This window comes from Mycobacterium sp. E1715 (assembly GCF_001667625.1).
Lineage (GTDB): Bacteria > Actinomycetota > Actinomycetes > Mycobacteriales > Mycobacteriaceae > Mycobacterium.
In genome coordinates, this window is sequence record NZ_LZJJ01000451.1 from 1 (window position 1) to 21,500 (window position 21,500).

General features: G+C 69.5%; 17 protein-coding genes. 7 read left to right on the forward strand and 10 right to left on the reverse strand.

Annotation, left to right across the window (positions count from 1 at the left end):
- The 3 genes from A9X03_RS22570 to A9X03_RS22580 form a co-directional block, all read right to left on the reverse strand.
- The coding region (locus A9X03_RS22570) for an NAD-dependent epimerase/dehydratase family protein (protein ID WP_156746638.1) at positions 1 to 931 on the reverse strand (931 nt) is incomplete at its 3' end.
- Between the two features lie 99 nt (positions 932 to 1,030).
- On the reverse strand, positions 1,031 to 2,515 hold the full coding sequence (locus tag A9X03_RS22575) for an acetyl-CoA acetyltransferase (RefSeq protein WP_068263053.1): 1,485 nt from the start codon (positions 2,513 to 2,515) through the stop codon (positions 1,031 to 1,033).
- A gap of 59 nt (positions 2,516 to 2,574) precedes the next feature.
- A complete protein-coding gene (locus A9X03_RS22580) occupies positions 2,575 to 4,968 on the reverse strand; it encodes a CaiB/BaiF CoA transferase family protein (protein WP_369831407.1) in 2,394 nt (797 codons plus the stop codon).
- Between the two features lie 161 nt (positions 4,969 to 5,129).
- Between A9X03_RS22580 and A9X03_RS22585 the strand changes: the two genes are divergently transcribed.
- The 3 genes from A9X03_RS22585 (at position 5,130) to A9X03_RS22595 (ending at position 8,372) form a co-directional block, all read left to right on the forward strand.
- On the forward strand, positions 5,130 to 6,047 hold the full coding sequence (locus A9X03_RS22585; protein ID WP_067889921.1) for an undecaprenyl-diphosphate phosphatase: 918 nt from the start codon (positions 5,130 to 5,132) through the stop codon (positions 6,045 to 6,047).
- A 179-nt stretch (positions 6,048 to 6,226) separates the two neighbouring features.
- Positions 6,227 to 7,819, forward strand: coding sequence for an alkaline phosphatase family protein (locus tag A9X03_RS22590; RefSeq protein WP_231975439.1), 1,593 nt, complete (start codon positions 6,227 to 6,229; stop codon positions 7,817 to 7,819).
- Positions 7,820 to 7,874: 55 nt separating this feature from the next.
- A complete protein-coding gene (locus A9X03_RS22595) occupies positions 7,875 to 8,372 on the forward strand; it encodes a DUF427 domain-containing protein (protein ID WP_067760771.1) in 498 nt (165 codons plus the stop codon).
- A 7-nt stretch (positions 8,373 to 8,379) separates the two neighbouring features.
- Here the strand turns inward: A9X03_RS22595 and A9X03_RS22600 are convergent, their stop codons facing one another.
- Positions 8,380 to 8,889 carry a GNAT family N-acetyltransferase gene (locus A9X03_RS22600; protein ID WP_067778389.1) on the reverse strand — a complete coding sequence of 170 codons (510 nt, stop codon included), beginning with the start codon at positions 8,887 to 8,889 and terminating at the stop codon, positions 8,380 to 8,382.
- Positions 8,890 to 8,985: 96 nt separating this feature from the next.
- Between A9X03_RS22600 and A9X03_RS22605 the strand changes: the two genes are divergently transcribed.
- From A9X03_RS22605 to A9X03_RS22615, 3 genes are all read left to right on the forward strand, one after another.
- Entirely contained in the window at positions 8,986 to 9,834 is an 849-nt protein-coding gene (locus A9X03_RS22605; RefSeq protein WP_068263061.1) for an SDR family oxidoreductase, read from the forward strand.
- 56 nt (positions 9,835 to 9,890) lie between these two features.
- On the forward strand, positions 9,891 to 12,284 hold the full coding sequence (locus tag A9X03_RS22610; RefSeq protein WP_068263067.1) for a phosphoketolase: 2,394 nt from the start codon (positions 9,891 to 9,893) through the stop codon (positions 12,282 to 12,284).
- Positions 12,285 to 12,406: 122 nt separating this feature from the next.
- Positions 12,407 to 13,168 (forward strand): CPBP family intramembrane glutamic endopeptidase, encoded by a 762-nt coding sequence (locus tag A9X03_RS22615; RefSeq protein ID WP_067760762.1) that lies wholly within the window; start codon positions 12,407 to 12,409, stop codon positions 13,166 to 13,168.
- 6 nt (positions 13,169 to 13,174) lie between these two features.
- Here A9X03_RS22615 and A9X03_RS22620 read toward each other — a convergent pair whose 3' ends face one another.
- From A9X03_RS22620 to A9X03_RS22640, 5 genes are all read right to left on the reverse strand, one after another.
- The gene (locus tag A9X03_RS22620; RefSeq protein ID WP_067760760.1) at positions 13,175 to 14,203 is read right to left on the reverse strand and encodes a zinc-binding alcohol dehydrogenase family protein; all 1,029 of its coding nucleotides are present in this window, start codon (positions 14,201 to 14,203) and stop codon (positions 13,175 to 13,177) included.
- 49 nt (positions 14,204 to 14,252) lie between these two features.
- The gene (locus A9X03_RS22625; RefSeq protein ID WP_067760758.1) at positions 14,253 to 14,552 is read right to left on the reverse strand and encodes a GlsB/YeaQ/YmgE family stress response membrane protein; all 300 of its coding nucleotides are present in this window, start codon (positions 14,550 to 14,552) and stop codon (positions 14,253 to 14,255) included.
- 134 nt (positions 14,553 to 14,686) lie between these two features.
- Positions 14,687 to 15,727, reverse strand: coding sequence for an alanine and proline-rich secreted protein Apa (locus tag A9X03_RS22630; protein WP_067760754.1), 1,041 nt, complete (start codon positions 15,725 to 15,727; stop codon positions 14,687 to 14,689).
- Positions 15,728 to 15,834: 107 nt separating this feature from the next.
- A complete protein-coding gene (locus A9X03_RS22635) occupies positions 15,835 to 16,932 on the reverse strand; it encodes a sulfate/molybdate ABC transporter ATP-binding protein (protein WP_067760752.1) in 1,098 nt (365 codons plus the stop codon).
- An 8-nt stretch (positions 16,933 to 16,940) separates the two neighbouring features.
- Positions 16,941 to 17,738 (reverse strand): ABC transporter permease, encoded by a 798-nt coding sequence (locus A9X03_RS22640; RefSeq protein WP_197499222.1) that lies wholly within the window; start codon positions 17,736 to 17,738, stop codon positions 16,941 to 16,943.
- 114 nt (positions 17,739 to 17,852) lie between these two features.
- On the opposite strand from A9X03_RS22640, the gene A9X03_RS22645 reads away from it, so the two are divergent.
- Positions 17,853 to 20,522, forward strand: coding sequence for an adenylate/guanylate cyclase domain-containing protein (locus A9X03_RS22645; RefSeq protein WP_231975440.1), 2,670 nt, complete (start codon positions 17,853 to 17,855; stop codon positions 20,520 to 20,522).
- Here the strand turns inward: A9X03_RS22645 and modA are convergent, their stop codons facing one another.
- Positions 20,523 to 21,281, reverse strand: a complete 759-nt coding sequence (gene modA, locus A9X03_RS22650; protein ID WP_068263070.1) for a molybdate ABC transporter substrate-binding protein — start codon at positions 21,279 to 21,281, stop codon at positions 20,523 to 20,525.
- Positions 21,282 to 21,500: the final 219 nt, after the last annotated feature.

Below are 21,500 nucleotides of genomic sequence, written 5' to 3' on the forward strand. Positions count from 1 at the left end.
CGAGGTTGCCCGCACTGAAGATCGGGAAGCGGGGGTCGATCCGGTCGTCGAATTCGCCCTCGACGCCCTCGGGCGCCGCGCTGCGCTCGTCGCCAGAGGGGCCGGGGCGCGGGACCACCTCGACCGGAAGGGCCAACTGGCGACCGTGCCCGGTGGCGCCCGCGGCGGCGATCTGGCGGCCGACGAGGCCGCGGGCGGTGTCGGCGACCGCTTCGAGCGCCTGCCAGCCGAACTCGAACGACCAATCCTCTTGCACCCCGGCGATGTCCATGTCCGGGATGAGCTGCGGCCAGCTGCGCACCCGGTTCAACCGCGATCGCGGGTCGGCGGACCGCAGCAAGCGCCACGCGGTGACGACGTTGACGGTGTCGGGCGAGGCGAGGTCCACCACACCCGTGCGGTCGGTGTTCAGCGACGCCACCAGAAAGCGAACCAGGTCCTCGACGTGCAACACCCGCATCGGCTCCGCCGAGACTTTGGTGCGCAGGAGCGTGGCCACGGTGCGGCACACCATCCAGTCGAGCTGGCGGCCGACCGGCGGGGCGATCCGGACCACCAGGCTGGGGCCCCAACTGGTGGCGACCAGGTCCTCGGCCGGCCGGTACAGCTCGGGCCGGCCCGCGGCCTGGGACACGAACAGCAGCCGGGCGCCTGCGCGGGCGGCGACGTCGGTCACGTGCGCGAGGCCCTCGAGATCGGAGCTGCCGGGCGCGGTCGTATCGACCGGGGCCAGGTGAACCACCGCGTCGGCGTCGTCGGCGAGCTCACGCAGGACGGGGTCGCTCAGCGATGCGCAAACGAATTCGACGCTGGGATCCAGGCAGGGATGCGGGCGCTCGGCAATGCCGCTGACCGTGTGCCCGGCAGCGATCAGCTGCCGTGCAACCAGCCGCCCGAGTGCGCCGGTGGCGTCGGTAACCAGGATCTGCACCTGGGCTCACCTCCCCCGACCTCAAAACTAAACAATAGGCAGCCGGCATGACCTACGCGACCGTTACTGAGCAAACGCCAGTAGACCCGGCGAGGGCGGTTATTGCAGCGCGGCGCTGCCGTCTGCGGCGACGGAAACCTTGGCGCCGCCGATGTCTTCCCGCACCGTGGCCTGCGCCGCGGCACTATCGGTAATCACCGCCAGGGTCCGCGAGCCGTCGGGCGTGCGCACGGCCAGGAAGGCCTTCTCCGGTCGTCCCTCGCGGTCGAACGGCGTCGTCCACGCCTCCACCTTGCCGACGCCTTCCCATTCCACCAGGCCGGCACAAGTCGGCTCGCGGTCGACCGCCGGTTGCGCGTCTTCCCAACGGAATTCGGTGGGCGGCTCGGTGCCGTACACGCCGAAGCTGTGCTTGGTCAGGTAGCCGCCGTTGGCGGTGATCAGTCCGCGTCGCCCGGGGTTGGCCACCAGCAACTCCGCCATGGTGGCGATGGAGTGCATCACGTAGTTGCTCCACGGGCCGCCGGCAAACGTCAGCCCCCCGGTGACCGTGAGCGGGCGGGCGGGGTCGTCGACGGCAAGCCCGAGTTCGGCCGCCGCGACCTGGACGGCCGAGGGAAAGCAGGAGTACAGGTCGACATAGTCGATGTCGTCGATGCCCAGGCCCGCCAGCTCCAGCGCGCGGCCGCCGGCGATCCGGATGGCCGGAGAACGATGCAGCTCGTCGCGCTCGGCGATGGCCGAGGTGTCGTGCGCGTCGGTGCCCGCGTGCGGGTAGATCCAGCGGTCCGCGGGGACCTGCAGTCGCCGGGCCTGCTCCACCGAGGTCAAGACGAGCGCGGCGCCCTGATCGACCATGTTGTTGGAGTTCATCAGCTTGGTGTAGGGCCAGCTGATCATCCTGTTCTGCGGGCCGGGCTCACAGATCTCCTCGGCGGTCACCGGCTTGCGGATCCACGCGTGTGGATTGTCGACCGCGACGGCGTTGAAGCGGGCCCACAGCTCGCCGATGCGCCTGCGGTGCCGCTCGACGGGCTCGCCGTTGGCGATCCGCAGCGCCTGCTCGAACAGTGGGTAGACATAGGCCGGACGGTCCAGCCGGATCCTGATCTCCGCGTCGCCGGCCATCGGGACGTCGTCGCCGCTGACCTCGGCCATCGGCACCGAGTCGTCCTGGATCGTCCACTCGAGCTTGCCGCCTTGGGCCCGCAGCCCCCGGCGGGTGCGCCAGGTCTCGGCGCCGGCGAGCAGCACCACCTGGGCACGGCCCCGCTGGATGTCCAGGCATGCCTGGTTGACCAGGGACTGCGGCACGTTGCCGCCGACGGGGCTGTAGAGGGTGGTGAAGTCGCTCGCGCCGATCCGCTGTCCGAGCAGCAGCCCAGGGTCCCGGTACTGCGCCGAGAGGATGTTCACCACGCGGATGGAATCCACGGCCTCGATCACCCGCGAATCGGCGGCCTGCCGGGCCGCGGCCGCCATCAGGTCCATCGGCTCCACGGACCGCTTGTCCGGGTCGATCTCGTCGCGGTGGTTGACCTGGCCGTAGCCGATCAGCACCGGTGTCCTGGGGTCGACGGTCATGGGTCGAACTTAGCGTGGCTATCGATCCGGCGGGTCGCGCGGGGCGCGTTCGCCGCGCGTCACGGCGGCCCGAACAGCACGCCCTCGGCGGCGAGCCGGTCGATCTCCGGAGGGCTCATGCCGAGCACCCGTCGGCAGACGTCGACGGTGTCCTGGCCCGGCACGGGGGCCGGGCGCTGCGGGGCCGGCGGGATGTGGTGGAACGGCGCCGGGCCCGTCTCCGCGGGCAGCGGGCGTTCGACGAGGGGATGCAGCATCTCGGCATACAGTTTTCGCTCGACCAGCTGCGGGTCCTCCAGCACGTCGGGCGGCCGGTTCATCGGTCCGGCCGCGACCCCCGAGGACTGCAGTAGTTGGGCTGCGCGCACCGGCGTGCGCGTCCGGGTCCACGCCGACACCAAACCGACCAACTCGCGCCGGTTCGCCAGCCGCGCCTCGCCGGTGGCGAAGCGCGGATCGTCGGCCCATTCGGGGTGATGGAAAACGCCTGCGGCGCAACGCCATTCCTCATCGGAGCCGATCGAGATCACGCACCATTCGTCGTCCCCGGCGCACGGATAGACGGCGTGCAAGCTGGTGTCATCGGAGATTCGCGGCACGCCCGCGGCCAGCGCGGCCTGGGTGACGTACAGGGTGTCGAGTTGATTGACGACGGCTTCGGCCTGCGAGATGTGCACGTGCGACCCGCCGCCCGAGCGATGGCGGTGGATCAGCGCGGCCAGCGCCGCGATCGCGGTGATCCGTCCCACCACGTGGTCCGGGAAGATCGTGGTCGCGTCGTAGAAGTGGTGCCGGGCGCCACTGTCGTGCGCCTCCGGAGCGTCGCCCGTCCACAGCCGGGTCACGCCGGTGGCCGCGCGAACCAGGGGGCCGTAGCCCATGCGCGTGCTCCACGGACCCCGATCGCCGTATGCGCTGCTCTCGGCGAGCACGATGCGCGGATTCACCGCGCGCAGGTTGTCGTAGGAAAAGCCAAGCGCGGTAAGCGTTCCCGGCTTGAAGTTGGCGAAGACGGCGTCGGATTCCGCGACGAGCCGGGTGAAGATCTCCTTGCCGGCGGGACTGCGCAGATCCAGGCCCATCGCCAGGTGATTGCGGTGCGTCCAGGCGAACGACTCGCTCATGGCGTCGCCGGCGCGGGCCTGCCGCAGCCCGTCCGGGTATTCGGGGCTTTCAATCTTGATGACCTCGGCGCCCAGGTCGCCGAACAGGCGGCTCAGCTCTCCACCCGCCACGATGATGCCGAGATCCAGGATGCGCACGCCGGCAAACGGATAGTCGCCGATGCGGCCCGACGGTGACTGCACCACCGCGGGGTTTCCGCGCCAGCCCGGCCCGTCCTGCCCCGCCGCCGGGGCCGGACTGCGGAAACCCGCGTGGTGGCCGTCGACGAGGAAGTAGCCGGTCGGCACGCGGGTGCGCACCCCCGGGACCAGCTCCGCATCAGTGACCGCATCCACCGCCTGGAAATGCTCGGAATCCATCACCCACGACGGCGTCAGCACGGCGGCGATCGGCACGCCGTGGGCCTGCCCCTCGGTCACCAGCTCCTTCATGGTCTGTCCGGCGAACAGCGCCTGGACCAACTCGCTGATCTGCGGCCACGCGGCGAAGCGCGCGCCGATCACGTCGTACTTCGGGTCTTGGAAATCGGCCGGCTCACCCAGCCAGCGCCGCAAGCCCCGCCACTGGCGCGGCGCCATTACGCACAGCCGGACGTACCCGTCCTGGCACGGGTAGATCGGGTAGGCGTCCTGGTTCTTCGGGCGGCCCCGCCACTGTCCCGTGCGGCGGATGCCGGCGGCGACCTGGCCGTGCGCGCCGAACGCCGGATCGAGCGACATGACGACGGCGTCGAACCGCGAAAAATCGATGAATTCACCGGTGCCGCAACGCAATCGGTTGTAGTAGGCAACCAGAGTTGCCCACGCCGCCTGGACGGCGGCGGTGGACGACGCGATTCCGTCGGGCGGCAACACCGGGGTCCCGGTGGTGGGACCGGATCGCGACAGCGAACCGGACATCGCGTACAGCACCGGATCGGTGGCCCGCCACAACGACCGCGGGCCCGTCGTCCCGAAGTCGGTGATCGACAGCACCACCAGATGCGGATGCTGGGCGGCCAGCTCCTCGACCGACGTCCCGAATGTGGGGGCCTCCCCGTAGAAGCCGTCGTCCACGACGATGTCGGCCTGCGCGGCGAGGTCGAGGAAGACACCGCAGTCGTCCTCGTCGAACGGGTCCAGCACCACGCTGCGCTTGTTGGCGTTGTGCACGGCGAACGGAATGCTCGCACCGGCGAGCGTCGGCGGCGCATCGCGCGCCGGGCTTCCGGTCGGCGGTTCGACCTTGAGCACATCGGCGCCCAGGTCGGCGAACAGGCGCGTCACCGCGTCACCATTGCCGCTCGACAAGTCGAGGACGCGCACGGCGTCGAGCAACCCCTCGGACATCAGCACACCGTACCCGCAGGTGCCTGATCCGGCCCGGCCCCGTGTTGTCCCCCCAAAAGGCCAACTGGGCAAGCTGATTGGGTGGGCCAACCCGCCGTCGGCTATCGTCACAGGCCGATCGGCGAGGCCATGGGCGAAACGATCCGACGGAGGCATCCACTATGAGCGCGCACCTGACCTACATCGAGGCCGTGGTGGTTGGGGCGTTCCAGGGCGTCACCGAGCTGTTCCCGGTCTCCAGCCTCGGGCACGCCGTGTTGGTGCCGGCGGTGGTCGGCGGTCGATGGGCCCGGGACCTGAGCGTCTCCGCCCCCGAATCGCCCTACCTCGCATTCATCGTCGGCCTGCACGTGGCCACCGCGGCCGCGTTGCTGGTCTTCTTCTGGCGGGACTGGCTCCGCATCGTGGCCGGATTCACGTCGTCGTTGCGGTATCGACGCATCCAGACCGCAGACGAGCGGCTCGCCTGGCTGATCGTGGGCGCCACGATCCCGGTCGGGCTGGCGGGGCTGGCGCTGGAGCGGACGTTCCGCACCACGCTCGGCAAGCCCGTCCCCGCGGCGATCTTCCTTTTGCTCAACGGCATCGCCCTCTACGCGGGCGAGGTGCTGCGCCGGCGCGTCTCCCCCACGCCCGACCACGACCAAACCGCCGGGGAAGAGCCCGCGCACAGCGGCGAGGCCGTCGACAACCGCCTGGCCCAACTCCCCCTGCGCCGCGGCGTCCTGATCGGCGCCGCGCAAATCCTGGCCCTGCTCCCCGGCATCAGCCGCTCGGGCATCACCATGGTGGCCGGCCTGTGGCGCGGCTTGTCACACGAGGACGCCGCGCGGTTCTCCTTCTTGTTGGCGACGCCCATCATCCTGGCCGCCGGCGTGTACAAGATCCCGGAACTGTTCGGGCCCCGCGCGGCCGGGATCGGCGGCCAGGTGCTCGCCGGGAGCATCGCCTCTTTCGTGTGCGCTTACCTCGCCGTGCGGTTCCTGACGCGGTACTTCCAGACCCGAACCCTGACGCCGTTCGCCGTTTACTGCGCGCTGGCCGGCGGCGCCAGCCTGGTGTGGCTCGCCATCAGCTGAACGCCGTACACGATTTCGGTGACAAGGCTTCACCGACTCGGTCACCAAACGGCAACCGCTGCGTATCGATTCGCGCAAGAACATAGGCGGGCGGCGTGGCGTAGCTCACCATCGACGGAGCAAATGCGCGGCGTCCCAATCACAGAGGTGAAGCCTGAATGTTCTGTCGCCTTGGTCGTGTGGCCGGCGCTGCCGCCGGGACCGCCCTGCTTGCGCTTTCGACGTTGACGGCGCCCAAGGTGGGCGCCCTGGTCCCGATGAGTCCGAACCTGTTGGTCAACCCGGGCGCCGAACTCGGTGACCCGTCATTGTCGGGATACAGCGGGGTGACCATGCCCGGCTGGACCGTGACGGGAACGCCGACGGTCATCAAATACAACACCCTGGTCCGCCTGCCCTCGCCGCTCGGGTCGCCCGGGCCGACCATGCCGAAGTTCCTGGCGTTTCCGTCCGCCCAGCACGGGCCTCCCGACGGCGGCGCCCAGTACTTCGGCGGCGGGAACGTGGCGTCGTCCACCATCACCCAGGTCGTCGACCTCAGCGGTGCCGCGGCGGCCATCGACACCGGCACCGTGCCCTACACGTTCAGCGGCTGGCTCGGCGGCAACAGGCTGGAGCTGTCCGAGGCGTCGGCCACCGTGGATTTCCTGGCCGCCAGCCAATTACCGCTGGGCACAGGGAAAATCGGGCCGGTCTCCGTGTTCCAGCGGGAATTCCAGAATGAGCTGTTCGAGCGCAGCACCACCGGGACAATCCCGGCCGGCACGCGCAGCGCGCGGGTGACCGTCCTCTTCAAGGACACCCACTGGGCGGGCGGCGCGTACAACCACTCGTATGCCGACAACCTCTCGTTCACCGTCGGCGCCCCGCTGCCCGCCCCGCCGCTGCCCACGCCGCCCAACTCGACCGTCAAGCCACTGGACCACGTGTTCCTGGTGTACATGGAAAACCATGGCGTGAAAGACGTTGTGGGCAGCCCCAATGCGCCGTACATCAACAGCCTCATCAGCTCGTACGGCTACGGGGCCAACTACTTCGCCCTGACGCACCCGAGCCTGCCCAATTACTACCCGATCCTCGGCGGATCCGACTTCGGCGCCAACTACAACTGCGAACTGAACTGCTTCGACGCGCCCAACCTGGCCGACTCCGTCGAGGCGAACAACAAGACGTGGGCCAGCTATGAGCAGTCCATGCCCACCCCGTGCGCCAAGACGTCGAGCGGCCCATACACCCCGGGGGAACTACCGTTCCTCGCGTTCCACGACATCGTGTCCAACACCCCGCGGTGTGAGGCGCATGTGCTGCCGTTGACGCGGCTGGCCACGGATCTCGCCTCGGCCAACACCACCCCGAACTTCGTGTGGTTCGCCGCCGACGAAAACAACAACATGGAAGGACCGGTCAACCTGCGCTTCGTGGGCAGCCAGCTGACATCGCATCAGTACAACATCAAGGCCGGCGACCAGTTTCTGCAGCAGGTACTGCCGACGATCGTTAATTCGCCCGCCTTCCAGACGCAACGCAGCGCCATCTTCATCACGTGGGACGAGGATTACAACAACCTGTCGCTGACCAACGGCAACGAAGGCAACCACATCCCGATGATCGTCATCCCGTCCCCGAATTCGGGTATGCGCCAAGGTCATTTGGTGTCCACCAGCCACAACAACCACTACAGCCTGCTGCGCACCATCGAAGATTCCCTCCAGCTTCCCCGCCTCACCAACAACGACAAATTCGCCCAGCCGATGAACGAATACTGGCCCTAGATTGGTCGTAGCCTGGCCGGAGGTACGAAGTGACCGACGAGTCGAGGCAACCCACATGAGCCGTTTTGAATCCGGACGTTCCGCACCCGGCCAGGAGTCGGTGTGGGACTACCCACGCCCGCCCAGAGTCGAGCCGTTCACCGGTCCCATCACCGTCGAGTTGGGTGGGGAAGTCGTCGCTTCCACCCGGCGGGCCTGGCGGGTGCTCGAGACGAGTCATCCACCGACCTATTACCTCCCGCGCGAGGCTTTCGCCGACGGCGCGCTGCGCCGGGCGTCCGGGAGCTCGTGGTGTGAATGGAAAGGCAGGGCAACCTATTACGACCTGCTCGCCGGCGGGGTCGTGGCCCCGAAATCCGCGTGGAGTTATTTGAGTCCGGCGCCGGGATTCGAAGCTATCGCCGGGGCGGTCGCGGTGATGGCCGCCAACGTCGACCGCTGCACGGTCAATGGAGAGGTCGTCCTGCCCCAACCAGGCGGTTTCTACGGCGGCTGGATCACCAGCTGGGTGACCGGGCCGTTCAAAGGGGTTCCGGGCTCGACGGGTTGGTGATGCGCCGCTACACCGGCTCGAGTCGATAACGCACCAGTCGCGCCGGTTCATCACCGAAATGCTCTGTGCGGCAAGCCCCATCGAGCCGCCAGCCGCCTCGTTGGTAGAACCGGCGGGCGCGGGCGTTGGCGTCCAGCACCCATAACACGGCCCCGGTCACGCCGATCGCCCGCAGCCGGTACCGGGCCGCCCCCAGCAACAGGGTGCCCACCCCCGCACCCGCGTGCGCCGGGTCGACGTAAAGAGCCATCAGCTCACCGAAGTTCGGCAACGCCGCGTCGCGACACAGGCCCGCGGTGGCGAAGCCGCGAATCGCGGGGCCGTCGACGGCGACCAAGGTGGAGGGCATTCGCAACCCCACGCGGCCGAAGGCGTACCGATCGACCACCGCCTCCGGGGTCAGACTGTCCAGGTACTCGTCGGCGACGAGACCGCGGTACGCCGACCGCCACGACCGCACGTGCAGGCGGGCCACCTCGTCGGCATCGGCGGGGACCGCCGCGCGCACCTCGATCACCGGTGCAGTATCCACGGTTGTTGCGCAGCCCGACGCCGAGTGCTGTGCTTACCGGGTCGCCTGTTGACACCCGTCAAGAATTCGGAGGGTAGGGAAATGGCAGACACGGCATCGGTCGGGTTGAAGGTTCGCGGCAAGGTCATCGTCATCACCGGCGGCGCCCGGGGCATCGGGCTGGCCACCGCCACCGCGTTGCACAATCTGGGTGCCAAGGTGGCGATCGGCGACGTCGACGAGGTCCGGGTGAAGGAATCCGGCGCCGCGCTCGGCCTGGACGTGTACGGCAAACTCGACGTCACCGACCCGCACTCGTTCTCCGATTTCCTGGACGAGGTCGAGCGCCAGCTCGGCCCGGTCGACGTGCTGGTCAACAACGCCGGCATCATGCCGCTCGGCCGGATCGTGGACGAGCCGGACGCCGTCACCCGGCGCGTCCTCGACATCAACGTCTACGGCGTGATCCTGGGCAGCAAACTGGCAGCCCAGCGCATGGTGCCCCGCGGATCCGGCCACGTCATCAACATCGCCTCGCTCGCCGGCGAGACCTACATCGCCGGGGCGGCCACCTACTGCGCAAGCAAGCACGCGGTGATCGGGTTCACCGACGCCGCGCGGATCGAATGCCGCAGCACGGGCGTGAAATTCTCGGTCGTCATGCCGACGTTCGTGAACACCGAGCTGATCGCCGGCACGTCGGGGGCCAAGGGCATCAAGAACGCCGAGCCGGCCGACATCGCCGAGGCGATCGTCAACCTGGTGGCGCATCCCAGGCCGCGTGTGCGGGTCACCAAGACGGCCGGCGCGCTGATCGCCTCGCAGAAGTTCATGCCGCGCGCGCTGTCCGAGGGGCTCAACCGCGCGCTCGGCGGCGAGCACGTCTTCACCGACCACGTCGACGCCGAGCAGCGCAGGGCCTACGAGTCGCGCGCCCGCGGCGAAGAGTAGTCGGCGATGGCGACCGCGTCGGGCGCCGTTCACCGCAAGCGCGGACAATCGGCTGAGTGAGCCTAGAAACCCAGACAACCGCTCCCCTTGCCGACGACGAACTCGACCTGATCAACGCGTATTGGCGCGCCGCCAATTACGTGTCCGTCGGGCAGATCTACCTGCTGGACAATCCCCTGCTGACCGAACCGCTCTCGCCCGAGCACGTCAAACCGCGGCTGCTGGGGCACTGGGGCACCACCCCGGGCCTGAACCTGATCTACGCGCACCTCAACCGGATCATCCGCGACCGCGACGCCAGCATCATCTACGTCACCGGGCCCGGCCACGGCGGCCCGGCGCTGGTCGCCAACGCCTACCTCGAGGGCACCTACAGCGAGGTGTACACCGGCATCGAGCAGGACGCCGAAGGGCTGCGAAAGCTCTTCCGGCAGTTCTCTTTTCCCGGCGGCATCCCCAGCCATGTCGCCGCCCAGACGCCCGGCTCCATCCACGAGGGCGGTGAACTCGGCTACGCGCTGGTGCATGCCTACGGCGCGGCCTTCGACAACCCGGATCTGGTCGTGGCCTGCGTGGTCGGGGACGGCGAGGCCGAAACCGGGCCGCTGGCGGCCAGCTGGCATTCCAACAAGTTCCTCAACCCGGTCACCGACGGCGCGGTGTTGCCCATCCTGGCTCTCAACGGCTACAAGATCGCCAACCCGACCGTGCTGGCGCGCATCCCGCACGACGAACTCGAGGCGCTGCTGCGTGGCTACGGCTACCGGCCCATCACGGTCGCCGGTGACGATCCGGCGAACGTCCATCAGCAGCTGGCCGCCGCCCTCGACGACGCCTTCGACGACATCGCGGCCATCCAGCGCGCGGCCCGCGCCGGCAACGGGACCGAGCGGCCCGTGTGGCCGATGATCGTGCTGCGCACCCCCAAGGGCTGGACGGGCCCGAAGGTGGTGGACGGCAAGAAGGTCGAGGGCACCTGGCGAGCGCACCAGGTCCCGCTGGCCGAGACGCACGACAACCCTCAGCACCGCGCCCAGCTCGAGGAGTGGCTGCGCAGCTACCGACCAGGGGAGCTATTCGACGACGACGGCAGGCTGCGCGCCGAGCTGCGCGCGCTGGCGCCCAGCGGTGACCGCCGGATGAGCGCCAACCCGCACGCCAACGGCGGACTGTTGCTGCACGACCTCGACCTGCCGGACTTCCGCGACTACGCCGTCGCGGTGCCGCGGCCCGCCGCCACGACGCACGAGGCGACCCGGGTGCTCGGCACCTTCCTGCGGGACGTGATCGCCCGCAACTCCGACCGGTTCCGGCTGATGGGTCCCGACGAGACCGCGTCGAACCGGTTGGACGCCGTCTACGCGTCGACCGACAAGGTGTGGCTCTCGGAAATCGGGCCCGACGACGAGCACCTCGCGCCCGACGGCCGCGTGATGGAGGTGCTCTCCGAGCACCTGTGCCAGGGCTGGCTGGAGGGCTACCTGCTGACCGGCCGGCACGGCCTGTTCAACTGCTACGAGGCGTTCGTCCACATCGTCGACTCGATGCTGAACCAGCACGCGAAGTGGCTTGCCACCAGCCTGGAGCTGCCGTGGCGGCGGCCGATCGCGTCGCTGAACTACCTGCTCTCCTCGCACGTCTGGCGCCAGGACCACAACGGCGCGTCGCACCAGGACCCCGGCTTCATCGACCTGGTCGCCAACAAGCGGGCCGAACTGACCCGGGTGTACCTGCCGCCGGACGGCAACACGCTGCTGTCGGTGGCCGACCACTGCCTGCGCAGCCGCGACTACATCAACGTCATCGTCGCCGGCAAGCAGCCGGCGCTGGCCTACCTGGACATGGACCAGGCCGTCGCGCACTGCGCGCGCGGCGTGGGCATCTGGCCGTGGGCGAGCACCGCCACCGCCGAACCCGACGTCGTGCTGGCCTGCGCCGGCGACATCCCGACGCTGGAAACCCTGGCCGCGGCCGACATCCTGCGTCGCGAACTGCCCGAGCTCGCGGTCCGGGTGGTCAACGTCGTCGACCTGATGCGGCTGCAGCCGGATTCCGAGCACCCGCACGGCTTGCCGGACCGGGAGTTCGACGCGCTGTTCACGCGCGACAAGCCGGTGATCTTCGCCTACCACGGCTACCCGTGGCTAATCCACCGGCTCACCTACCGGCGCACCAACCACCCGCGCATCCACGTGCGTGGGTTCAAGGAGCGGGGCACCACGACGACACCGTTCGACATGGTGATGCTCAACGATCTGGACCGCTTCCACTTGGTTATCGACGTCATCGACCGGGTGGACGGGCTGGCCAGCAAGGCCGCGGTGCTGCGCCAGTGCATGGTCGACGCCCGGCTCGCGGCGCGCATCTACACCCGGGAGCACGGCGAGGACGACCCGCAGATCGCCAACTGGACCTGGGAGGCGAGCGAGCAGAACGAACGTAGTGAGTGATGGGAGCGAGACGTACATGCGCGCCGAGATTGCCGTCACGGTCGCGCCCCGGGCGCCGACCACAACCGTGACGGCCATCTCGTTGGAGTCACGCCGCCGCGGCTCACCGGTAAACTGGCCAAATGCCCGAGGCGCCCGCCATCGCTGACACCCACCCGGTGCTCGCGCAGCTGTCGGCGCTGCACAGGGTCCGGATCCACCTCGACATCGCCGTCGTCGTGCTCGTGCTGGTGCTGACCAACCTGGTCGCCCACTTCACCACCCCCTGGGCCGGCATCTGCGTCGTTCCCGCCGCCGCCGTCGGCCTGGTGTTCCTGATGCGCGCCAACGGTCTGGAGTGGGCCGATTTGGGCCTGGGGCGCGAACACTGGAAGTCGGGGTTGGGCTATGCCGTGGCCGCGGTGCTGGTCGTGGCGTCGGTGATAGCTGTCGGGGTGCTGCTGCCGATGACCCGGCCGATGTTCCTCAACCACCGCTACGCCACGGTCTCCGGCGCGCTGATCGCATCGATGGTGATCATCCCGCTGCAAACCGTGATCCCGGAGGAGCTGGCATTTCGGGGCGTGCTGCACGGCGCGCTGCACCGGGCCTGGGGCTTCCGCGGGGTCGCGTTGGCGGGTTCGCTGCTGTTCGGCCTGTGGCACGTCGCGACGTCGCTGGGGCTGACCAGCAGCAACGTCGGCTTCACCCGGCTGTTCGGCGGCGGCGTCGTGGGGATGCTGGCGGGTGTCACCGGCGCGGTGCTGGCCACCGGTGCGGCCGGCTTCGTCTTCAGCTGGCTCCGCCGGCGCAGTGGCAGCCTGATCGCGCCGATCGCGTTGCACTGGTCGCTGAACGGGCTTGGGGCGCTGGCCGCCGCCCTGGTGTGGCATCTGACCAGCTGAGGGCGCTCACACCAGCAGCACCGCCGCGCCGGCGATGCGGCCCGCGCTGAGGTCGGCCAGCGCCCGATCCGCCTGGTCCAGCGGGTATTCCGGTGTGGTCACCTCGATGTGATGCTCGCCCGCGAAGTCGAGGAACGCCCGCGCGTCGGCCCGGGTGTTCGACGTGACCGAGCGGACCTGGCGCTCCTGAAACAGGTGTCGCTGGTAATTCAGGACCGGGATGTCGGACAGGTGGATGCCGGCGATCGCGAGGGTGCCGCCGCGGTCCAGGGCCTCCAGCGCGGGCAGCACCAGCTCCCCGACCGGCGCGAACAGGATCGCCGCATCGAGTGGCACCGGTGGCGGGTCGGCCGCTCCCTGCGCCGACGCCGCCCCGAGCTGCATGGCGAGCTCACGCGCCTCGGCTCCGCGGGTCATCACGTGCACCTCGGCGCCCTGCGCCAACGCGACCTGCGCGGTGATGTGGGCACTGCCGCCAAAGCCGTACAGCCCGAGCCGTCCGCCTGGCGGCAGGTCGGCACGAAGCAGGGAGCGGTAGCCGATGATGCCGGCGCACAGCAGCGGCGCGAGCTCGCTGTCGCTGTAACCGGCGGGCAGCGGATGCGCGAAAGCGGCGGGAACCGTGGCGAATTCGGCGTAACCACCATCGGCGTCCCAGCCGGTGTAGCGGGACTGCGGGCACAGGTTCTCGTCGCCGCGGCGGCAGTACTTGCACACCCCGCAGGTGTGCCGTAGCCAGGCGATGCCGACCCGGTCTCCCACTCGAAACTCGTCGCCCGCTTGCGCGCCCATTTCCACGACCTCCCCGACCACCTCGTGGCCGGGCGTCACGTGGTCGCGATGCACGGGCAGGTCGCCCTCGGTGACGTGCAGGTCGGTGCGGCAGACGCCGCAGGCCCGGACGGCGACCAGCAAATCCGACGGCCCGGGGCGCGGCACCTCCGAGGCGACTTGCTCGAGCGGGGCGGTGTCCATGGGGCCGGGTTGACGCACCCGCCATGCGCGCATGGCCGCGGTGGACAGCGGTGCAATCATCCGTCAATCATGCCGCCAACCGCCACGGCCGCAACGGGTTGACTGGGGTCTACGTCCTGCGCACCATCCCGACGATCCAGAGCAGGATCAGCGACCCTAGCAGCGCGGTGAAGAAGGTGAAGATCAGGCCCCCGCCCGCGGTGTTGACGAAGAAGCTCAAAATGAAGCCGCCGATCAACGCGCCGATGATTCCGATCACGATGTCCATCAGGATCCCGGCGCCGCTGCCCCGGATGATCTTGCTGGCGAGCGCGCCGGCCAGACCGCCGATGATGATGTATCCGATGATGCCGACGCTCGTGAACGTGGTTGAGCGGGCCAGATATTCGGTAGCTGCCATGACGTCCATGCGGGTCTCCTTGCATTCGCTGGCAAAGCCCAGCGAATTGCTGGGCCGTCACTTCGGTATACCCGCTCCGCGTAACGAAAAAGGTCCGGATTCGGCGACGGTTCGCCCATCATCCCGGCGCCCCGATCAGGGTGTCAGGTGGACTGCGTCCGCTGTGGTGCCGGCGCCGGGGTGGGGCTTACCTCCCCGGCCGGAGCCGGAGCGGGAGCCGGCGATGGCGCTCCCGGGGCCGCCGGGGCGGCGGGCGCAGGTTGGCCTCCGGGCGGAGGTGCCGCCGGTGCCGGCTGTGCGCCCGGAGCCGCCGGGGCTCCAGCGGCCGGCGCGGGCGGGCCCGCCCAGGGCTGGATCGACTCGGCCAGCGCCTTGGCCGCACCCTTGTCCACCGGGTCGTTGGCCGTGCCGAGCCAGACCACGAACCAGCGTTGCGGCGGTCCGCCCGCGTTCGTCGCGGGCAGCCCGACCACGCCCGTCCAGATCTGGCCGTTGGGCTTGGAGGCGTCGCTGAACTTGACCTCGTAGTACGACGCGCTGCCCGTGATGCCGTTGGCGCCGGTGAGCGTGGTGGCTTCCTGGTTGATCCGGGTGCCCGGATACGGCAGGAAGAACTCACCCATGTCCGAGCCGAGCCGCACGGCGGCCTTGGCGTTGTTGGCTTCCGCACTGGCGTAAAGCTTCTGGTCCAGGCGGCCCATCACGATGCGGGTGTCATTGGCGACCGGTGGCGGCTGGTCGGGCAGCGGCGGCGGCCCCGTCGTCTTGCTCAACAGCGCCGAGCCGTAGTCGAGGTGGGAAGCGTCCGATTCCACCCAGCCGGGCGGAAGGACGTAGCTGAAACCGCCCACGGCGTTGGCGACCCGCCCGGCGTTCGGGTCGACGGGGGGCGGCGGCGGTGCGTTCGGGTCGACGGGCGGCGGCGGCGGTGCGTTCGGGTCGACCGGTGCCGGGGACGCGCCGGGCGCCGGGGCGGCCGGCGGCGGTGTGGTCGCGGGAGCCGCGGGGCCGGCTGCAGGAGGCGCCGTCGTTGTCGTCGGCGGGACCGGAGTCGGAACCTCCGGATCGGCGTTCGCGGCCCCCGGCAATGCGATCGTGACGGCGCTGGCACTGGTCACTGTGGCTATCGCCAGCGTCGCCCACAGGCCTTTGCGACGTGTCGAGTTGGGATCCACCTGCTCCATGGCGACGAACCTACCGTGTTACCGCTGTGACGCAAGGAGCCTTGCGGACAATTGCAGCGTCGTTTTTCCGATGTTGCCGATGCGCGACCGGGCGCCCGATTGCACCCTCAGTGCGCCGCCGGATACAACTCGACCTCGTGCGCTTTGACCGAGAACCACACCCTTTCCCCGGGCGCCAGCCGCAGCTCCGATGCGGCGTCGACCGTGATCTCCGCGGCCAGGCCGGGCGCACCGTCGGGTTGCTGCTCGCCGCGCACCAGCACCGCCGCCCCGCGGATGTCCAGCTCCGCCACCGTCACCTCGACCGTGTTGCGCGGGCTGCCGTGCGGTCGGTCCCGATAGATCGCCACCGCCGTGGGCGGGAACACCGCAATCGCATTCTGGCCCGCGGCGAGCCCCTCACCCCCCGGCGCCGCATGCCAGCGCACGCCGGAGCGCGCGTCCAGTGCGGCGTCCGCGGCGGCCGTCCCGTTGACCAGGTTGACGCCCGCGATCCGCGCCCCGAAGTGACTGCGCGGCGCGGTGAGCACGTCGGAAACGGGACCGATCTCGGCGATCTTGCCGGACTCGAGCACCAGCACCCGGTCGGCCAGCGTGAACACGTCGAGCAGGTCGTGCGTAATCAGGACCACCGCGCAGCCGGTGCGGGCGACCACGCGCCTCAGTACCGCGCGAATGCTCGCGGCCGCCGCGACGTCAAGACCGTTCAGCGGCTCGTCCAGCAGCAGCACGTCGGGCTCGGCGGCCAGCGCCCGCGCCACCGCCACGCGCTGGGCTTGCCCGCCGGACAGCTGCCGCGCCTTGCGGTCGGCGAACCGCTCGGCGTCCACCTCGCGCAGCCAGCGCAGGGCCGCCGCCCTCCCTGCGGCTCGTCGTGTTCGCAGCCCCCCGCCCCGGCTGCGCGTCCCGAAGGCCACGTTGGCGGCGACGCTCATGTGCGGGAACAACAACGGGTCCTGCATGAGCAGGCCGACGCGGCGGTCATGGGTTGCCACGTTGACCCCGGCCGCGGTGTCGGTCAGCACCCGGTCGCCCAGCCGCACCACCCCGTGGTCCGGGCGAACCAGCCCGGCGATCACATGCAGCGCGGTGGATTTGCCCGCGCCGTTGGGCCCCAGGACCGCAAGGACTTCGCCGGCCGACACGGTGAACTCCACGTCCAGTCGGCGGTCCGCGACGTCGGCGCGCAGCTGCAGTTCGCTCATGGCCCCGGCTATCTCGTTTCGTCTCCGGTCAGCCGGCGGGCGCCGAGCCCCAGCACCACCAGCGCCGCCACCGCGACCAAGAGGATCGACAGCGCGACCGCGGCGTCGGCGTCGGTGACCCGCTGCAAATAGATCTCCAGCGGCAGCGTGCGGGTGACCCCTTGGCGGGACCCGGCGAACGTCAGCGTGGCGCCGAACTCCCCCAGCGAGCGGGCGAACGCCAGCACCGCGCCCGACGCCAGGCCCGGCAGTAGCAGCGGCAGGGTGATTCGCCACCAGACGGTGCTGGGCCGCGCCCCCAGGGTCGCCGCCACCACCTCGAAGTCGGCGCCGGCGGTGCGCGCGGCGCCCTCCAGGGAGATCACCAGGAACGGCAGCGACACGAAGGTCTGCGCCAACACCACCGCGGTGGTGCTGAACGCGATGCTGACACCGGCGGCCTCGAGGTACTTGCCGAGCAGCCCGAGCCGGCCGAACGCGTACAGCAGCGCGATCCCCCCGACGACCGGCGGCAACACCAAGGGCAGCAGGATAAATGGTCGCAGCAGCCGCACCGGTCGCGCGGTGCTGCGGGCCAGCACCAGGGCCATCGGGACGCCAAACAGCACGCAGAGCACGGTGCTGGCCGCGGCGGTCTTGAGGCTGAGCAGCAGGGCGGTTCGCGACGACGCGCTGGCGATCAGTGACCAGAAGTTGGGCCAGTCGACCTTGATCGCGATGGCGAGTAGCGGCAGCACCACGAACCCGGTCCCCGCGGCGGCGGGAACGTACACCCACCGCGGTAGATCGGCGCGACGCTCGCTAATGCTTGGACCCCAACCATGATCGGGCGATGAACACCGCCCCAACCTAGCGCCCGAGAGCCGAGGTTTCCGCCGATGTGCGAGGTAGAAGCAGGTGCGTTGTGAGATTCTGCTGGGGTGTCCGCTCGGCCGGCGGCCGCTCCTTCGGGGGTGGTGACGTTTCTGTTCACCGACGTCGAGGGCTCGACGCGTCGGTGGGAGGCCGACGCGGACGGGATGCGGGTGGCCCTCGCGGCCCATGACGACGCGTTGCGCACCGCGATCGAGGCGCACGGGGGCTGGTTGTTCAAGCACACCGGTGACGGCGTGTGCGCGGCGTTCGCCTCGCCGCGCGCGGCGGTCGATGCCGCCGTGGCCGCACAGCGCTCACTCGAGTTGCCGGTGCGGATGGGGCTGGCGACCGGCGAGGCCGAGCTGCGCGACGGCGACTACTTCGGCACGGTGCTCAATCGTGCGGCGCGCGTGATGGCCGCCGGGCACGGCGGTCAGATCCTGGTGGCCGCGTCGACGGCAGGCTTGCTGAGCGGCGTGGATCTGGTCGACCTGGGACCCCGTCGGTTGCGGGACGTCCCCATGCCGGTCGGCGTGTTTCAGGTCCGAGCCGCCGGCCTGCGGGCCGACTTTCCGCCGCTGCGGGCGCTGGACACGAGTCCGGGCAACCTGCGGCCCGCCCACACGAGCTTGATCGGCCGCGAGGCCGCCGTTGCCGACATCGAAGCGGCGGTCAAGACGCATCGGTTGGTGACGCTGACCGGAGTGGGTGGGGTCGGCAAGACCCGCCTCGCGTTAGAGGTGGCCACGCGGGTGGCTGATGAATTCCCGGACGGGGCTTGGCTTTTCGAGTTGGCCGCGGTGACCGACCCGGCGGCGGTTCCCGACGCGGTCGCGGCGGTGTTGGGCATCACCCAGCAGCCGGGCCAGACCGTCGGCGAGTCGGTCGCTGCCGCATTGGAGGGCCGGGTAAGGCTGTTGGTGCTCGACAACTGCGAGCACGTGCTCGACGCCGCCGCCCAGCTGATCGAAGCCATTCTCGCCCGATCGGCCACCGTGAAGATCCTTGCCACCAGCCGCGAAGGACTGGGAATTCCCGACGAGCAGGTGCGGCCCGTCCGTTCCCTGGACGTGGCGGGCGTCCACTCCGCGGCGGTTACCCTGTTTACCGAACGCGCCCAAGGCATTTCGGCGGGCTTCTCGATGGTCGACGGCCGTGATGCCGCCGCCGTCACCGAGATCTGTCAGCGGCTGGACGGGATTCCCCTAGCCATCGAGCTGGCCGCGTCGCGGATGGCGTCAATGACCGCCAGTGAAGTGCGTGACCGCCTCGACCACCGCTTCAGGCTGCTGGTCGGTGCGCGGCGCGGCCTGGAGCGCCACCACACGCTGCGCCACGCCGTGGCCTGGTCCTACGACCTTCTCGACGACGACGAAAAGGCAGTGCTGGCACGCTGTTCGGTGTTCGCGGGCGGATTCGACCTCGAAAGTGCCTGCGCCGTAATGGGCGCCGAGGATGAGTACGTGATTCTGGACCTGCTCGATGCCTTGGTGCGCAAGTCGCTGCTGGTCGTCGACCGGTCTTCGGGGCGCACCCGGTTTTCGATGCTCGAGACGATCCGCCAATTCGCCGAGGAACAGCTCATCGCCTCCGGCGCTGCGGGAGAGATCCGCGCCGCGCATGCCCGCCATTTCGCCGGGCGCGAGGCCGACGTCATGGCGCTGTGGGACGGCCCGCGCCAGCGCGAGGCATACGACTGGCTCACGGTCGAGTTGGCCAACTTGCGCACCGCCTTTCGCTGGTCGACCGAACACGGCGACCTGGATGCGGGTGCGGCCATCGCCGCATACGCGGGCTTGCTTGGTCCGTTCCTCGAGAACTACGAACCCATCGCCTGGGCCGAAGAAATGGTCGAACCCCTTCGTGCCGTCGACCACCCACGGCTGGCAGCCGTGTGCGTGGGGGCATCGCTGGCCGTTCTGGTCGGCCGGTACCAAGAGGCCGTGCGCTACAGCGAAATCGGTGAGACGGTCATCGCCGCCGCCAGCGACAAGGTGTCGTCGTTCGGGGAGGCCTTTCTCGGCAGCGCGTATTTGTTCGTCGGGCAGCCCGAACGGTATCTCGAGCTATGCCGGGCCCAGGTGGGGCGCGGTGGGGACGCCAACACTTTCGCCAGGGCAAACCTGGTGTTCGCTCTGGCCGTCTGCGGTTCGTCTGACGAGGCGTTGGCAACGGGCGAGGGCCTCATCGATGCCGCCGAGGCCACCGGGAATCCATGGGTGCTCGCCTACGCACTCTTCGTGTATGGGTACGCGGTCCGTGCGACCGATCCGGATCGCGCCCTCGCGGCGCTGCGCCGAAGTCTGCTCGTCGCGCGGGGTAGCGGCAACCGGTTCTACGAGACCCAATTCCCGTACTGGGCCGCCGGACTCATGGCCGAGCAAGGGGACCCCGGGGCGGCGGTGGATCACCTCGCCTCGGCCATCCGCAACAACCACGAGTCGGGCAACATCGGCATGATGTACAACGCGCTCGCCGTCCTCGCCGTGTTCCTCAACCGGCTAGGACACTACGAACCGGCTGCCACCATCGCCGGTTTGGCGGCGGTCAGCCCGATGGCAGCAACGACCTTGCCCGAACTCGCAGAAATGATCGCCGACCTTCGCGAGGTCCTCGGTGACCAAACCTACGAATCGCTCGCCCGCAAGGGTGAGACGATGACCACCGCCGAGATGGTGACCTACGCATATGACCAAATCGACCAGGCCCGAACGGGTTTCGGACCGCCCCGCTGATCAGGGCTTGGCGAACCCCGCCTGGGCCAGGATGTTTTGGCCGACGTCACCGGTCACCATGGCCACGAACCGCTTCGCCAGCGACGCTTGCGGCGCCTTGTTCATCACCGCGATCGGATAGACGTTCACCGCGCCGGCGGCCTCCGGGAAGCTGACGGTCGTCACCTTGTTCCCGGCGCTGTGGGCGTCGGTGAGATAGACGAGCCCGGCGTCCGCCTGCCCCGTGGTGACCTTGTTGAGAACGTCCGTCACGCTCGGTTCCTCGCTCACCGGGTTGAGGTGAACGCCGGTGCTGTCCTCGACGCGCCGGGTCGCCGACCCGCAGGGCACCGGCTTCTGGCAGACGACCACGGCCACCCCCGGCCTCGCGAGATCGGCGAACGACCCGACCTGCCTCGGGTTGCCCGGCGCGGTGACGATCACCAGCGTGTTCGACGCGAAGTTCGTCGGGTCGCCGGCGACCAAGCCGGCCTTGGCGACCGTGTCCATCTGCGCGGTGTCCGCCGACGCGAAGACATCGGCGGCGGCGCCCTGCGTCAACTGGGTGGCCAGTTCCGACGATCCCGCGAATTCGAAGTCGACGTTGCTGCCGGCGTTCTGGGCCTTGAACAGCGCTCCGATCTGGGTGAACGCGGGCTTCAGCGAGGCGGCGGCGAACACCACCAGCGTCCCGGGCGCCGCCGGTTTCGATCCGCACCCGATCAGGGCCGCCATCAGCATCGTCGAGACGAAACCGGCCAGGAACCCGATCCGAGGCATGGATGCACCCTAACCCGCCGATGATGCGGACCTATTGCAGGGCTAACGGCGCAAAAAAGTGAGGTTCGAATAGTTACGGAAATGATCCGCGCGTCGCGGCGCGAACAATTTCGCCGACTAGCTACTGTCCAGTAACATGGACGCATACTGATGCCATAACGTGCTGAGATCCCAGGCCGGTCCGTCATTCGATCCGCAGCAGGATCTGGGTTCAACGTT